Here is a 14,904-nt window from a genome sequence, read left to right on the forward strand (position 1 = left end):
ATGTTTTTACGGGGGATTACATATGCTTACACCAGTTGATTTACAACAGAAGAAGTTCACGCATGGAATGGGATATGCGCGAAAAGATGTAGATGCATTTTTTGACATAGTTGTGCTCAGCTACACAGAACTGTATAAGTCCAATGCAGATCTTACCAATCAGGTGAAAACTCTGACTGACAGTTTAGTACATTACAGAACAACCGAGTCAAAGCTCCAGAAATCTCTCATGCTAGCAGAGAAGAATGCTGAGGAGTCTACAAAGAACGCCACTGATAAGGCGAGACTGATAGAGAATGATGCCAAGATCAAGGCTAATAATATAGTGCAGGAGGCCAGGGAGGAGCTTGAGCGCATAGAGGGAAGTATTGATGGAATAAAACAGCAGTACAAGGACTATGTATGTGCATTCAAGGCTCTGATGGAAGCCCATATGAATTACCTTGCCCAGAATCCTATCAATGAGGAGATGGGACTTAATTTCGACGATGTATTAAGCGAGGGCAGTTCAAATGCTTCTTATTCACAGTCGACACAGAGCGCAGCTATGAATTCGTTTATGAACTCCTATGACGGCGATCCACAGGGCCGCGAGGAATCAACTCTCGGATCAGGAGGCGGCTCAGCCATGGGTGATTCAACACTTGGCGGTGCCGGTGGCGGAAGTGTTACAAGTGATTCGTCTGTATACACAAAGAATCTTGGCGGTAAGTCATTTGTTAATCCATTTGGAAACTAACAATATATTTTATACTAATGGAGAATGTTTATATGTGTAATGCACTCACAGTTCATCTGAATGATGAACCAATCTATGACATTTTCTTTGCAAACGATTTTAATTCCCTGCCTGAGCTTTTAGCCGGACAGGGAATTGCTGATAGAAGGGTATGCATCGTTACAGAGAGTAATGTTGCGCCTCTTTATCTCGATGAGATCAGGAATCAGCTTGATGGAAAATGCAAAGAATTGATATCTATTATATTTGAGGCCGGTGAGTCTCAGAAGAATCTTGATACAGTAAAGATGATCTACGAGAAGCTTATTCTTGCAAAGTTTGACAGAAAAGATCTTCTGGTGGCTCTTGGAGGCGGCGTGACGGGCGATATAACCGGATTTACTGCTGCAACGTATCTCAGAGGCATAGACTTTGTACAGATACCTACAAGTCTTCTGGCACAGGTGGACAGCAGTATTGGTGGAAAGACAGGCGTTGACTTTGATTCATATAAGAACATGGTAGGAGCCTTTCACATGCCAAAGCTTGTGTATATCAATGTGTCAACACTCACCACGTTATCCGATGAGCAGTTTATTTCGGGAATGGGTGAGATCATAAAACATGGACTCATAAAGGATTCTGCATATTTTGACTGGCTTATAGAAAACCACGACAGAATACTTGCAAGGGATAAGGATGTCCTGATGGAGATGATCAGGGTGAGCTGCAACATCAAGAGAGTTGTTGTGGAGAACGATCCTACGGAGAAGGGCGACAGAGCTCTGCTCAATTTTGGACATACTCTTGGACATGCCATAGAGAGATACCTCGACCTTAAGCTGAGTCATGGGGCATGTGTCGGCATCGGATGCTGCCTTGCGTCTGTTATCTCATACAATAGGGGTGACATCACAGAGGACGAGCTTCATAAGATCATACATGCATTTGATATGTTTGGTTTCCCTACTCTCAAGGACTACCCTGTCGATGCAGATGCTGTCATAGAGTACACTAAGAACGATAAGAAGATGGTTGGGGACAAGATAAAATTTATCCTTCTTCACACTATTGGCGATGCATATATCAATACCAATGTCGTTCCTGATGATATGAAAAAGGCATTTGAGTGGCATTGATATTCAAAGGAGGAACGGATATTATGAAAAAGAGAATACCGATGGCTATACTTGCCATTATTATTCTTACAGCTTTAGATCAACTGGTGAAACATCTCATATCAACCAACTTTCAGGTTGGACAGACAAGGAAAATAATCGATGGAGTTTTCCAGCTCAACTATGTTCAGAACAGAGGTGCAGCCTGGGGAAGTTTCTCAGGTAAGATCGTTTTCCTGCTTGCGATAACATTTGTGATCCTGCTTGCGGCTATATATGTATACATCAGGCTTGCAGACAATCAGGAAAAGAAATATACACCGCTCAGGATATCACTGGTATTTCTCATATCGGGAGCTGTCGGCAATATGATCGACAGAGTTGCCCGTGGATATGTGGTTGACATGTTTGACTTCTGCCTTATTAACTTCCCGGTATTCAATGTCGCAGATATATTTGTCACATGCAGTTTTATTGTTATAGTTATTCTGGTGCTGTTCAAGTATAAGGATGATGAGCTCTCAGAGATCATACACCAAAAACAGACAGATGGACAGGAATAGTATATGGAAGAATATAACATCGAAGCCAGCGGCGACTGGGCAGGGAAAAGAATAGACAAGGTTCTCAGCGGGTATTTCAGCGATTATTCGAGATCTTTCATAAAGAAGTTATTTGATGACGGATATATTCAGGTCAACGGTAAGGCTTCAAAGCCGAGCTACAGTGTACGTACCGGAGATATTTTTGATATATCTGTGCCGGATCCGGTCAGCATTGACATTGAGCCTGAGAATATACCGCTCGACATCATATATGAGGATGATGACGTGATACTTGTGAATAAACCAAAGGGAATGGTGGTCCATCCGGCACCGGGACACTACAGTGGGACTCTGGTCAACGGACTGATGTACCATTTTAAGGATTCCCTTTCCGGTATAAATGGAGAATTCAGGCCGGGAATCGTTCACAGGATAGATATGGATACAACAGGTGTACTTGTGGTGTGTAAGAACGATAATGCCCATAGATCATTATCTGAGCAGCTTCACGAGCATAGTATAACCAGAAAGTATTATGCCATAGTCCATGGAAATATCGCACAGGATGATGGTACTGTGGATGCGCCGATCGGAAGAAGTCCTAAGGATCGGAAGAAGATGGCGATCAATACCAGAAATGGCAGACATGCCGTCACACATTACAGGGTTCTGGAGCGTTTTGGAGGAAAGTATACCTTTATTGAGTGTCAGCTTGAGACCGGCAGGACACATCAGATCCGAGTTCATATGGCATCCATTGGACATCCCATACTTGGGGATGAAGTTTATGGACCGAAGAAATGTCCGTTTAAGCTGCAGGGACAGACGCTGCATGCTGGTATTCTCGGTTTTGAACATCCCTCAACCGGGGAATACGTTGAGTTCAAGGCTGATCTGCCGGAATATTTTGAAGATCTTATAAAGAAGTTAAAACTGTTAAATTAATATAATGTAACAAACGAGTATAGACAATTGTCACAAATTACGTGCAATTGTCTATACTTTTTTATTTACAGTTTATTGTATAAATGTTATAATAACCCATATAGGAATTTAAGTATTTTGTACATAAGTAATATATTTTGATATTTTTTACATGGAGAATACGAGAAGATGGGAGTGGTTACTATGGCAGAGAAGAAGATTATTACTATAGGTAGACAGTTCGGAAGTGGAGGCAAGCAGATCGGAGAAGCTCTTGCAGAAAAGATGAACATACCATTTTACGACAAGGAGTTACTTAAAGAAGCAGCAAAGAACAGTGGAATATGTGAAGAGATTTTTGACAGCTTTGACGAAAAGCCTACGAATAGCTTTCTTTACTCACTGGTGATGGATCCATATTCACTGGGATTTGGCAGTTCAACAGAGCTTCCTCTCAACCACAAAGTTTTCCTTGCGGCATTTGACACCATCAAGAATCTTGCAGAGAAAGATGGTTCATGTGTATTTGTCGGCAGATGTGCTGATTACGCACTCAGGGATCTGGACAACGTGGTGAATATATTCCTGTATGCAGACATGGATGACAGAACAGCCAGAATCGCCAAGAAGTACAACATAAGTGAATCGAAGGCCAAGGATATGATCAAGAAGGAAGACAAGGCCAGAGCTTCATATTACAACTATTATACATCCAAGAGATGGGGCGAGATGAAGGGATACGACATATGTATCAATACTTCGAAGTACGGCATAGATAAGACGATAGATCTGTTATATGACATTGTAAATAATTATTGATCTCAGTCATGATTATTATTGAAAATTGTAATATATCATCATAATAATGTTATTATAAAATCTTGTATATAAAAAATGACAGTAGGTTGTTTGTTAAACGCTTACTGTCATTTTTGTTTTGTGATTGGATTTATTTTTTATATCCATAAGCTATTAATCAGTGCCTTGACCATCCGTCTATTCCGGCACCCTCGATGGAGGAAAATATACGATCTTTTACATCAGGCACGCGTACTTTGAGTTCGTCTATAATGTCTTTGCTTTCCTGACGCTTTGTGACGCCGTCAGCGGGACAAGGGTTCTTGCAGACTGGAAGATCGTTGGCGCGTGCAAATGCTCTTATTTCGCCTTCCAGGACGTATATAAGAGGTCTTATGAGTGTGACACCTGATTTCTCCAGATGAGTGACAGGAGAGAAGGTGTGAATGCGCCCCTCATACAGCATGGACATCAGGAAGCTGTCTATAACGTCATCCTTGTGATGGGCATATGCGATCTTGTTGCAGCCAAGTTCTGCAGCACAATCATTGAAGGCTCCTTTACGCATACGGCTGCAGAGTGAACATGGATTAGGTTCCTTCCTGTAATCGAAAACGATCTCGCCTATATGAGTTTTGCAAACCGTATAATTGACTCCAAGTGACTCGCAATATTCCTTAAGTCTGGACGTGTCAAAATCCTTAAATCCAAGATCTACGGTTATAGCTTCAATTTCAAATGGTATGGGATAAAACTTTTTCAGTTTGGACATTGCATATAAAAGTGTCAGACTGTCTTTGCCTCCGGATATTCCTATGGCTATCTTGTCACCGGGACTGATCATATCGTAATCAGTTATAGCTCGTCTTGTATATGATAAAAGCTTTTGTGATTTCATAAAAATACTCCTTAAGTTAACATAATATTATTATGGTTTAATTGTGCGTTTTTCACGAAGCTGTACTTCGTTCCTGAAACGACGTTTTCTGTCCTCATCCATATCAGCGTAGTGTTTTCTTGTTGTATTTACATCCGAGTGGCCTAATACGTCCGCCACCAGGTATATGTCGTCTGTAGCCCTATAAAGCTCAGTGCCAAACGTACTCCTGAGTTTGTGAGGTGTTATATGCTTTAAAGGAACGGAGGTAAGAGAGTATTTTTTTACAATATTCTCAACTGATCTGACAGATATTCTTTTTAATTGACCGGACAGAAATAACGCATCCTCATGGCCTTTTTCCGGTATCAATTTTTTCCTTTCATCAAGATATTCAAGCAAAGCTTCACTTGCCTCATCACTGAAGTATACGTATGCCTCCTTGCCACCTTTTCGAACGATCTTAATCCGCATATTATCGAAATCAACGTCACGTATATCAATTCCAACGCATTCGGATACACGCATGCCGGTGCTGAGCATAAGTGATAAAAGCGCCAGGTCACGGACTTTATTTTTCTCATGATATTTTTTCTGGCGTTCAGTCAGGCCGCTGCCATACTCAACATTATCAAGAAAATCTGCAACCTCGTTTGGCTCCATTCGTATAATTTTCTTATCGTGTATCTTTGGCATGTCGACCTTTTCTGCAGCGTTTGAGCTTATACGGTCGTTTTTATACAGGTATGCAAAAAATACCCGGAGTGCAGATAATTTGCGTTTTAACGCCTGTTCACCGTTGGTGTATGTACGTCCGTTTTTAGTGTAAAGCTTCATGGCATGCAGGAACTCCTCGATGTCCTCGGCCTCAAGTCTGCTGAGATCCTCAGTAGTAATATCAAGTGGAGTTTTATCACGAAAGAATGGGTTATTTTCACATAAATACTCGTAGAATGTTTTTATATCCCTGGCGTAACCAAGGCGTGTTCTTGTGGATGTAGTATTCTCAATTCCACGAAAAGCGATCGTTGCGTATTGTGGTAACTCGGAAAGAATATCTCTGAGCAATAATATATTATTCTCATCGACCTGTTTGTTGTATGGCTTGGCTGGCATCGTTATATTTGAAACCTCCTGATATATGTTAATTTGTGGGTATATTCATGTATATGACTAAATGGATTATAGCATAATCTAATATAATATGCTATATTTTTTCGTAAAACCTGAGTTTAGCGAATAGAAACATATAGACCAAAATACATTCCAACTGCACTGCTTTCACTGATTCTTACGACTTTCTAAGCAAAAATCTAAACAGAAAACGCATATAGAATCTATCATTTAATAGAATCTATATGCGTTTATCAAGAACATCTAATTCCTTGTTTAATTGAGATCAGTCACTTCATAATATGGTATTACCAGGTTGGTTCCGGCTACTATCGATGAATCGTTGTTCAGATTGTTGATCGAGACAACTTCATCGATATAATCCTGGGTTGATGTATATTCATCAGTCATATACTTCTGAGCTATATCCCAAAGTGAATCGCCAGACTCAACGGATATACATGTGTAATACTTGGTGCTGGCATTGGTGGCATCAGCTTCGGATGCATCCATGTGTGTGATCGAAACATATAATACTGCTGCTATGATTATGGCTACAATTATTGTCACCTTTTTATTGCTAATGAAATTAAATAATCTATTCATCTCTATCCCTCCTGAACGTATGTTTGCTACTATGTTTGTATTATATCGAACAGATGTTTTGTTGTCAAGTGATTTTCGAACACTAGTACGACTGCAGTTCGTATTGTAACTCTGAATCCTTAATACTCCTATATTATGCACTATCAAGTGTCCATTTTTATTCCCACGAAAGAATAGATCCGGTCAAGAATATTCAAAACAAAGCAAAATTAAAAACAGAACATTCGTTTGCAATATCAGAACATATGTGCTATCATATTTTGTATATAACAGATTATGTTAAATAGAATTTATTTGTGGAGGTTCAATATACATGGGAAAAGGAAAGATATCTGATAAACAGACAGAGATTTTGGAATATATCAAGGAAGAACAGCTTAAGAAGGGCTATCCACCTTCAGTAAGAGAGATCTGCAAGGCTGTTGGACTCAAGTCTACATCATCAGTACATGCTCATCTCGCATCTCTTGAGGAGAACGGGTATATAAGGCGTGATCCAACAAAACCAAGGGCTATAGAGATAATAGATGATGATTTTGCATTGTCAAGGCGTGAGGTTATTAATATACCTGTTGTTGGACAGGTTGCAGCGGGACTTCCTATCCTTGCCACACAGAATATTATGGATTATTTTCCTATTCCACCGGAATATTTACATAACACCAATAATCAGACATTCATGCTTCGCGTTAAGGGCGAAAGTATGATCAACATCGGAATCAACGATGGTGATCTCCTTATTGTTGAACAATGCTCTTCTGCTTCCAATCGTGATATTGTGGTTGCACTTATCGATGACGGGGCTACAGTAAAGAGATATTTTAAGGAGAATGGTCATATAAGACTTCAGCCGGAGAATGATTATATGGATCCAATTATCGTAGACCACTGCGATATACTCGGAAAGGTTATCGGATTATTTAGGCAGATGTAATTATAATATAATATAATAAATCCATTAAGAAAGAGATCCCCAGGTCAACATACGTCAGCAACATTTACGTATATGACCTGGGGATCAATTTATGTCATATTTTTAAGAGGGAACTTATTAAAAGTAAATTAACTTCAAAATAGTTAATTTATATCAACTTGTTAATTACATTATACCAATTAATTAGCTTATTTCAAGCCTAAATTCAACAAAAATAGGCTAAAAAACCATAAAAAACAGTTTTTTAGCCTATTAGCTTAATGTATATTTAGCCTATTTTTAAGTGATCACATTTTAGTATATGTGCTTATCAGCATTCTGTTCTGCTATCTGTTTGAATTCCTTGAAATGAGCCTGGAATAATAATACCACCTTTGGATCAAACTGTTTACCACTCTGGCTTACTATCTCGGTATAAGCCTCCTCCATAGACCAGCCTTTCTTGTAGTATCTTGCTGATGTAAGGGCATCGAATACATCACATACAGCCATAAGCCTGCTGATATATGCGATCTCTTCTCCCTTCATATGCAGATATCCAGAGCCATCCCACTTCTCATGATGTTCCTTGGCGATCGTTCTTGCAATCTGAAGGATCTGTCCCGGACATTTTGAGAGAAGTGCGTCGCCATATAATACATGACTCTTCATAATGGCGAACTCCTCATCTGTAAGACGGGAAGGTTTGTTGAGTATTTCTTCGCTGATCATCAGTTTGCCGATATCATGCATCATGGCTGCAGTTGAAAGCATGTCAACATAATCGTCATCAAAACCGGATGCCTTTCCAAGAACCTCCATGTATTTTGCAACTCTCTTGATGTGCTCACCTGTTGATTTTGACTTGCTCTCTGAGAGCTCGGCAAACGCATATATGAGTTCCTTCTGATTAGTCTTGACCTCTTCAGCATGGTCTATAACATTATTGAGCATTGTTGAGTTTCTTGATACTATGAAATATGATACAAATGACATGATAAAAATGGCTATAACACATGGCGCTATGACCAGTATCATATTGTCAGCAAAATCATCATGTGCGGGTGGAATAACAAGATCACATAATCTGTAATTGACTATATCTGCAGCGAATACACCGACTGTAGATAAAAGCGCAGTATAGAGAACCATTGTTTTGTTATAATAAAGGGAAGCTACAAGCATAGGAAATATCCAGACGATCATAGCTGTGTACGATAAAGTTGTATTGAGTATGGAGCATATGAGTACAGCCAATGCAATTACCACATATTTTATACATTTGCCCTCATTGTTCTTAAGTAGATCAATAAAAATCGTAGGTATAAGGGTCAGAATACAGCATACTCCCATGCAGGAACACAGGAGCACTATATTGCACTGCCCTCCAATATATGTAAATACCCAGTACAAAAGTATCAATATAGCAAAAAGCCTCATACATTTGGAGGCAATATGATTGATCTTGATATAATTGTCGCTTAATAGCCTGTTACTCTCCATGTTTTAATCCCCAAATTCTTACTTGCAACCAAATCTTATTTTAAACTGAATATCTTATATGCTGTCCAGAGATACAATATCTCCGTCACTCCATATCTTCTCTATGTTGTAGAATCTTCTTGATTCTTCAGAAAATATATGGATTATTATATCATAATAATCCAGCAAAATCCATCCACCTTCAGAATATCCCTCCACTCCCTTGTGGGAATATCCAGCTTCGTGCATATTGTCCTCAACATTATCGCTGAGTGCCTGAACCTGTTTTTTATTTGTTCCGTCAGCTATCACTATATAATCACATAAGGTTGAAATTCTGCTTATGTCTATGATCTTAATGTCAAATGCTTTTTTATCCTCAAGAGCAGCACATGCTATCTTGAGCATCTCTCTGGAATCTGCCATATTAGTCCTCACTGTTCAATGATGTATAATATTTATATGTCCGGACAGACATTTCGTCCGTGTCTCCACAGCTGCCACTGTCCAGATAAGTTAAAGTATTCTTTAATATGTGGGCCACCGAAGCGTCAATATCGGAGAATGCCTCATTTCTTATTTCATCTATCTCCGGCAAAGGCTTACGGTTCGGCTCTATATAGTCAGCCACAAAAACAATCTTTTCCAGAAGCGACATAGCCGGTCTTCCAGTGGTATGGAATTCTATAGCCGATCGGATGTCCTCATCGTCAACTCCGTATTTTTCTCTTGCGTAATATGCTCCCAGCTTTGCGTGTAAAAGCTCAGGGTTAGCAAATTCGACCTGGCTTATTGGAAGTCCGTGTTTTTGGCATCTTGCTATCTTCTCGTCTGCAGGCAGACATTTGGCGCAGTCATGTAGAAGTCCGGCAGTCAAAGCTTTGTTCACATCTGCTCCGTGAACCATGGCCAGGCAGCCTGATACATATTCCACACCAAGTGAATGTTCAAATCTTTTCTTTGTGAGCTTGTTTTCAAGGCGCTCACGCATCTCAAATCTGTTCATCTTATCTCCTATCTGTTGCAAATGTTCAAGTATAAGTAATATTCAATATATGTTGTTATACCTGCCAGATCAAACGTGATATAGACCATTGTCCCTGATATATGTTATCACGCTGTCGGGAACCATATCCCTGATATCTTCTCCTGACCGCACAGCAGCTCTTATATCACTTGAGGATATATCGTGCTGGTGGATGTACTCCCGGCGGATATCAGAAGCCGGAAACAGGCTGTGCAGGCTTGCTATCTTGTCGTTGATCATATCCTCAGAAGCTCCACTTCTTGTTGTGACAAGCAGCGTTGCATGCCTTGATATGATGTCAGGTCTGTGCCAGTGGTCAAAATACATAATGGAATCCCCGCCCATGATAAAATACCAGTGAACGTCAGGATATAACTCATGAAGGGCCTCAAGCGTATCTGAGGTGTATGTGATCCCGGGACGTCTGAGCTCAAAATCAGAATACTCCAACCCTTTTATGCCATCTATGGCAAGTTTTATCATGTTGACCCGGTGATCTGTTGTAACTTCGTTGGAAATATCTTTATAACCAGGCTTATTGTTGGGCATCACAAGCACTTTATCCAGTCTAAACTGTTCCAGTGCCTGTACGCCAAGCTCTATATGTCCATAGTGTATAGGATTGAATGTTCCGCCGAGTATACCTACATGTCCTGCTTTTTGTGCCAGCATGGCTTATTCCCCCCTATGGAAGTTCGATTTTCTTATGTTCCTTTGACTCCTTGTACAGAACGATCTTTCTGCCGATCACCTGAACTACCTGTGAGTGGGTTCTCTCACCGAGCATAGCTGCTATCTCACGAGGATCGTCAAGACAGTTCTTGAGAACAGAGATCTTGATTAGTTCTCTCGCCTCAAGAGCCTCTGCAACAGATTCTGTGAACTCAGGTGTGAGTGATGATTTGCCTATGTTGAGTATAGGCTGGATGGTCTGTGCCAGCCCCTTTAAATATGCTCTCTGTTTGCTATTCATACGTGTTTATTCCTTTACTTATAATAATCAAATTCAAGGAAATACATTCTTACAGTATCTCCGTCTACACAGCCAAGCTCCTCAAGCTGTGCAAGTATTCCATTGTCTCTGAGGAACTTCTGGAAGAAATCAAAGCCCTTCTCAGATTCAAGGTTCGTATATCCGAGCATCTTCTCGATTCGTGGACCCTCGACGATATATACACCCTCCTCCTCGTCTGACTTTCTGACTTCAAATGGAAGCTCAGGATCATCCTGCATGGACAGATCTATCTCAGGTTCAAATTCGATGATCTCCCTTGGAGACTGCTTTACAAGGTCATTGACATACCAGAGAAGTTCATTGATACCCTTTCCTGATACTGCAGATATAGGGAATATCTTATATCCTTCATCCTCCGGGAATTCCTCCTTAAGCATCTCTATGACAGTCTCATAGCCCATATCATCCAGAAGATCGACCTTGTTGGCTGCTATAACCTGTGGACGGTTCTCGATGTCTTTATTGTACTTCTTGAGCTCTTCATTGATTACGTGGATATCATTGATCGGATCTCTTCCATCCACCGAGGCTGCATCCACGATGTGGATTATAACCTTTGTACGCTCTATATGTCTTAAGAACTGAAGTCCAAGACCTGTTCCTTCTGACGCACCTTCAATTATGCCTGGAATGTCTGCGATCACGAAGCCGTTCTTATCCCCGAGATCCACCACACCCAGGTTCGGAACTAAAGTGGTAAAATGATATGCCGCGATCTTAGGACGGGCATTCGTAACTCTTGCAAGGAAGGTTGATTTACCTACACTTGGGTATCCGACAAGTCCTACGTCAGCTATACACTTGAGTTCAAGATCTACTGTAAGCTCCTTGGCTGGCTGACCAGGCTGTGCATACTTTGGCGCCTGCATGGTCGAAGTTACATATGTTCTGTTGCCACGGCCACCACGGCCTCCTTTAAGGAAAACAACAGGTTCCTTATTGTAGGCCATATCGAGAATAACCTTACCTGTCTCTGAATCTTTGACAACAGTTCCAGGTGGAACCTTGAGCACGATATCGGCACCATTGCTGCCATGGCAGTTCTTCTTGCCGCCCTCTTCACCGTCTCCGGCTTTGTATTTTGTCACATGTCTATAGTTAGTGAGCGTGTTCATTCCCTCGTCGACAACAAAGATAACGTCACCGCCATTACCTCCGTCACCGCCGTCAGGACCGCCGTTTGGAACATATTTCTCTCTTCTGAAGGATACATGTCCGTCACCGCCCTTGCCTGATCTCACATATATTCTGGCTCTATCGGTAAACATAATATACCGCCTTTCTATGTCAGATATTCTATACCGAATATTCAATGTCTAAACTACCTGTGTCAAGTTCTGCAGATACATCTGCACACTATTTCATAGTATACCCCATATCTGCACTTTTGTCTGTAAAAAAAGACTGGAATAATAATAATTACTCCAGTCTCTTGATAGTATTACTTATATATATCCAATATTACTCGTTAACTACTGGATAGATAGAAACCTGCTTCTTGTCTCTACCCTTTCTCTCAAATCTAACGATACCATCAGCTGTAGCGAACAGTGTGTCATCTCCGCCGATACCAACGTTAAGACCTGGATGAATCTTTGTTCCACGCTGTCTGTAAAGGATGTTACCAGCCTTTACGAACTGACCGTCAGCTCTCTTAGCGCCAAGTCTCTTGGACTCTGAGTCTCTGCCGTTCTTTGTAGAACCTACACCTTTCTTATGAGCGAAAAACTGAAGTTCCATCTTCATCATGTCAATTACACCTCCTTAAAGGTCATACAAATATAATCGCCATAGGATTCTTCGATTCCGGATATACCGATCACAAGCGCCTGCATCAAAGTCTGTGCCTTGATATCCGGCTCCTCTGTGAATATGAAATCCATATGTCCACTCTCCTGATCGCAGTCAAGTGTGAAATTCACATCTGAAAGCTTCTCAACAGAGTTCAGGATGGTTATCGTGATCGCTGAAACTGCGCTACAGACGATATCTTGTCCAGGATCATCATATTCCGCATGTCCATCTGTCTTAAATCCTATATATTCCGAATTGCTGTTCTGATAAATAACTACATCAATCATGTCTTATAATCGATACAATCAATACCAATTAAGCGTTGATCTTCTTGATCTCAACCTTAGTATATGACTGTCTGTGACCATTCTTCTTGTGATAGCCAGTCTTTCTCTTGTACTTGTAAACAATAACTTTCTTAGACTTGCCTTCACCAACTACTGATGCTGTTACAGATGCATTAGCAACTGCATCTCCACACTTAACGTCTGAATCAGTGCTTACTAAGATAACATCATCAAATGTTACTTCGCTTCCAGCCTCTGCTGCGAGCTTCTCAACCTTGATCACGTCTCCTTCAGCTACCTTGTACTGCTTACCGCCTGTTGCTATAATTGCGTACATGGTTAATACCTCCTTAATCAAACTCGCCAGTTTTGGTGGTGTCTGTTGACACACTTATACCTAACTGTGCGGCATACTCATATAATCTACCATTGAGATGATTATTTGTCAATAATTTTCTGATATATTTTTACAATATTTTTTGATTTATTTTCATCAAAGCTTAACCATTTCGTGAAGCGGTCTCTTTAACTTCTTTCTGGTCAGCTCTATAAGTCCAAGCTTGGTGATATCTACGAATTTGGCTGGTACAGGATCGTCTGCCAGCTCTCTTATCAGGGTATCACGTATCCTGAGAATATCATCGGGATTCTTCATGTTTATAAAGTCTATGACTACTATCCCTGACAGATTGCGGAGTCTTAACTGACGGCAGGTTTCGATGGCCGCCTCGGTGTTGACCTTCAGCATGTGCTGTTCCATATCTCTGCCTGATATAGCCTTGCCTGTATTCACATCCACAACTACCATGGCCTCAGTCTGCTGGATTATAAGGTAGGCACCTGACTTAAGCCATACTCTCTCCTTTAGAGCTCCCTCCACTTCTTTATTGAGATTGTAGATTGCCGTAAGCGGACATTCTGTATCGGTATGAAGCGTTAAGTCTATTGTTCCAGGCTGTTTTTTCTCTATGTAATCCTCAAATACGTGGAATATTTCTTCATCATCGGTTACCAGTGAATCTAGCTTATTACTTCCCATGAAAGTTATGTTTTCTATATATTCCGGTGGATTCCGGTACAGACAGGAAAAGCATTTTCTGGTTGCTGCGGCCTTCAGGATCTGTGTGAGACGACCGCCCAGCTCATTCAGTTCACGTTTTATGAGTTCAGGGTCCGCATCCACAGCATTTGTCCTAATGATACAACCTATACCCGCCGGGAGGGTATTTCGCGCGATGTCCTTAAGCTCGTCCCGGAGCTTTCTGCTGCTTATCTTGTTCGATACACCGATCTGTTCCCCGGTGTGGACCACACAGTAATCCCCGCGGAGGGTGAGCTCCGATGAACCAACAGGGTTCTTGGTCTTGACTGCGTCACGGCTGATCTGAACGACTATCTCATCGCCGATCCTGAGCTTTGTGTGTTTCCTGCCATCGGCGTATATAATATCATTGTCATCCAGACTGTAGTAGCAGGGAAGTCTGTCACCGTAATCCACAAAGCAGGCATTTATATTGTTTACGATGTTGGCCACCTTGCCCACATAGATATTGCCGAGGACTGTACTGCCCTCTGACAGATTAAGATCTGTGACTTTGCCATCCTGTATAACAGCCTGTAATATTTTGTTGTCGTAGTGTGTAACTACCAGCTTTTTCATGTGATATTCCCCTTATAATCTTTCAAA

General features: G+C 41.0%; 19 protein-coding genes. 6 read left to right on the plus strand and 13 right to left on the minus strand.

Annotation, left to right across the window (positions count from 1 at the left end):
• Nucleotides 1-22 precede the first annotated feature (22 nt).
• The 5 genes from ABUA31_RS00810 (at nt 23) to ABUA31_RS00830 (ending at nt 4,124) form a co-directional block, all read left to right on the plus strand.
• Nucleotides 23-739 (plus strand): DivIVA domain-containing protein, encoded by a 717-nt coding sequence (locus ABUA31_RS00810; protein ID WP_015534936.1) that lies wholly within the window; start codon nt 23-25, stop codon nt 737-739.
• A gap of 32 nt (nt 740-771) precedes the next feature.
• The gene (aroB, locus tag ABUA31_RS00815; RefSeq protein WP_015534937.1) at nt 772-1,857 is read left to right on the plus strand and encodes a 3-dehydroquinate synthase; all 1,086 of its coding nucleotides are present in this window, start codon (nt 772-774) and stop codon (nt 1,855-1,857) included.
• Between the two features lie 23 nt (nt 1,858-1,880).
• Entirely contained in the window at nt 1,881-2,399 is a 519-nt protein-coding gene (lspA, locus tag ABUA31_RS00820) for a signal peptidase II (RefSeq protein ID WP_118649144.1), read from the plus strand.
• Between the two features lie 3 nt (nt 2,400-2,402).
• On the plus strand, nt 2,403-3,326 hold the full coding sequence (locus ABUA31_RS00825) for an RluA family pseudouridine synthase (RefSeq protein ID WP_022216467.1): 924 nt from the start codon (nt 2,403-2,405) through the stop codon (nt 3,324-3,326).
• Between the two features lie 183 nt (nt 3,327-3,509).
• Entirely contained in the window at nt 3,510-4,124 is a 615-nt protein-coding gene (locus tag ABUA31_RS00830) for a cytidylate kinase-like family protein (RefSeq protein WP_238050269.1), read from the plus strand.
• Between the two features lie 157 nt (nt 4,125-4,281).
• Here ABUA31_RS00830 and ABUA31_RS00835 read toward each other — a convergent pair whose 3' ends face one another.
• From ABUA31_RS00835 to yneA, 3 genes are all read right to left on the minus strand, one after another.
• Nucleotides 4,282-5,001 carry a tRNA 2-thiocytidine biosynthesis TtcA family protein gene (locus ABUA31_RS00835; protein WP_161171783.1) on the minus strand — a complete coding sequence of 240 codons (720 nt, stop codon included), beginning with the start codon at nt 4,999-5,001 and terminating at the stop codon, nt 4,282-4,284.
• A gap of 30 nt (nt 5,002-5,031) precedes the next feature.
• Nucleotides 5,032-6,096, minus strand: coding sequence for a tyrosine-type recombinase/integrase (locus tag ABUA31_RS00840; protein ID WP_055144446.1), 1,065 nt, complete (start codon nt 6,094-6,096; stop codon nt 5,032-5,034).
• 273 nt (nt 6,097-6,369) lie between these two features.
• Nucleotides 6,370-6,699 carry a cell division suppressor protein YneA gene (gene yneA / locus ABUA31_RS00845; RefSeq protein WP_015534940.1) on the minus strand — a complete coding sequence of 110 codons (330 nt, stop codon included), beginning with the start codon at nt 6,697-6,699 and terminating at the stop codon, nt 6,370-6,372.
• Nucleotides 6,700-7,012: 313 nt separating this feature from the next.
• Here yneA and lexA point away from each other — a divergent pair, with 313 nt between their 5' ends.
• Complete coding sequence (gene lexA, locus ABUA31_RS00850) at nt 7,013-7,633, plus strand: transcriptional repressor LexA (protein WP_022216463.1); 621 nt, start codon at nt 7,013-7,015, stop codon at nt 7,631-7,633.
• 294 nt (nt 7,634-7,927) lie between these two features.
• Here lexA and ABUA31_RS00855 read toward each other — a convergent pair whose 3' ends face one another.
• The 10 genes from ABUA31_RS00855 to ABUA31_RS00900 form a co-directional block, all read right to left on the minus strand.
• The gene (locus ABUA31_RS00855) at nt 7,928-9,115 is read right to left on the minus strand and encodes an HD-GYP domain-containing protein (protein WP_055222651.1); all 1,188 of its coding nucleotides are present in this window, start codon (nt 9,113-9,115) and stop codon (nt 7,928-7,930) included.
• Between the two features lie 54 nt (nt 9,116-9,169).
• Complete coding sequence (gene rsfS / locus ABUA31_RS00860) at nt 9,170-9,520, minus strand: ribosome silencing factor (protein ID WP_022216461.1); 351 nt, start codon at nt 9,518-9,520, stop codon at nt 9,170-9,172.
• Between the two features lies 1 nt (nt 9,521).
• Entirely contained in the window at nt 9,522-10,100 is a 579-nt protein-coding gene (yqeK, locus tag ABUA31_RS00865; protein ID WP_082419750.1) for a bis(5'-nucleosyl)-tetraphosphatase (symmetrical) YqeK, read from the minus strand.
• 69 nt (nt 10,101-10,169) lie between these two features.
• Nucleotides 10,170-10,793 carry a nicotinate (nicotinamide) nucleotide adenylyltransferase gene (gene nadD, locus ABUA31_RS00870; RefSeq protein ID WP_055222654.1) on the minus strand — a complete coding sequence of 208 codons (624 nt, stop codon included), beginning with the start codon at nt 10,791-10,793 and terminating at the stop codon, nt 10,170-10,172.
• A gap of 13 nt (nt 10,794-10,806) precedes the next feature.
• Complete coding sequence (gene yhbY / locus ABUA31_RS00875; RefSeq protein ID WP_022216458.1) at nt 10,807-11,094, minus strand: ribosome assembly RNA-binding protein YhbY; 288 nt, start codon at nt 11,092-11,094, stop codon at nt 10,807-10,809.
• Between the two features lie 14 nt (nt 11,095-11,108).
• Complete coding sequence (gene obgE, locus ABUA31_RS00880; protein ID WP_349818357.1) at nt 11,109-12,404, minus strand: GTPase ObgE; 1,296 nt, start codon at nt 12,402-12,404, stop codon at nt 11,109-11,111.
• A gap of 193 nt (nt 12,405-12,597) precedes the next feature.
• Complete coding sequence (rpmA, locus tag ABUA31_RS00885; protein WP_004850948.1) at nt 12,598-12,885, minus strand: 50S ribosomal protein L27; 288 nt, start codon at nt 12,883-12,885, stop codon at nt 12,598-12,600.
• 5 nt (nt 12,886-12,890) lie between these two features.
• Complete coding sequence (locus ABUA31_RS00890; protein WP_015534943.1) at nt 12,891-13,217, minus strand: ribosomal-processing cysteine protease Prp; 327 nt, start codon at nt 13,215-13,217, stop codon at nt 12,891-12,893.
• A 28-nt stretch (nt 13,218-13,245) separates the two neighbouring features.
• A complete protein-coding gene (gene rplU / locus ABUA31_RS00895; RefSeq protein ID WP_004850943.1) occupies nt 13,246-13,554 on the minus strand; it encodes a 50S ribosomal protein L21 in 309 nt (102 codons plus the stop codon).
• 156 nt (nt 13,555-13,710) lie between these two features.
• Complete coding sequence (locus ABUA31_RS00900; RefSeq protein ID WP_349818358.1) at nt 13,711-14,877, minus strand: ribonuclease E/G; 1,167 nt, start codon at nt 14,875-14,877, stop codon at nt 13,711-13,713.
• Nucleotides 14,878-14,904: the final 27 nt, after the last annotated feature.

The organism is Coprococcus sp. RTP31081st1_H1_RTP31081_211007 (genome assembly GCF_040227275.1).
GTDB lineage: Bacteria > Bacillota > Clostridia > Lachnospirales > Lachnospiraceae > Coprococcus > Coprococcus aceti.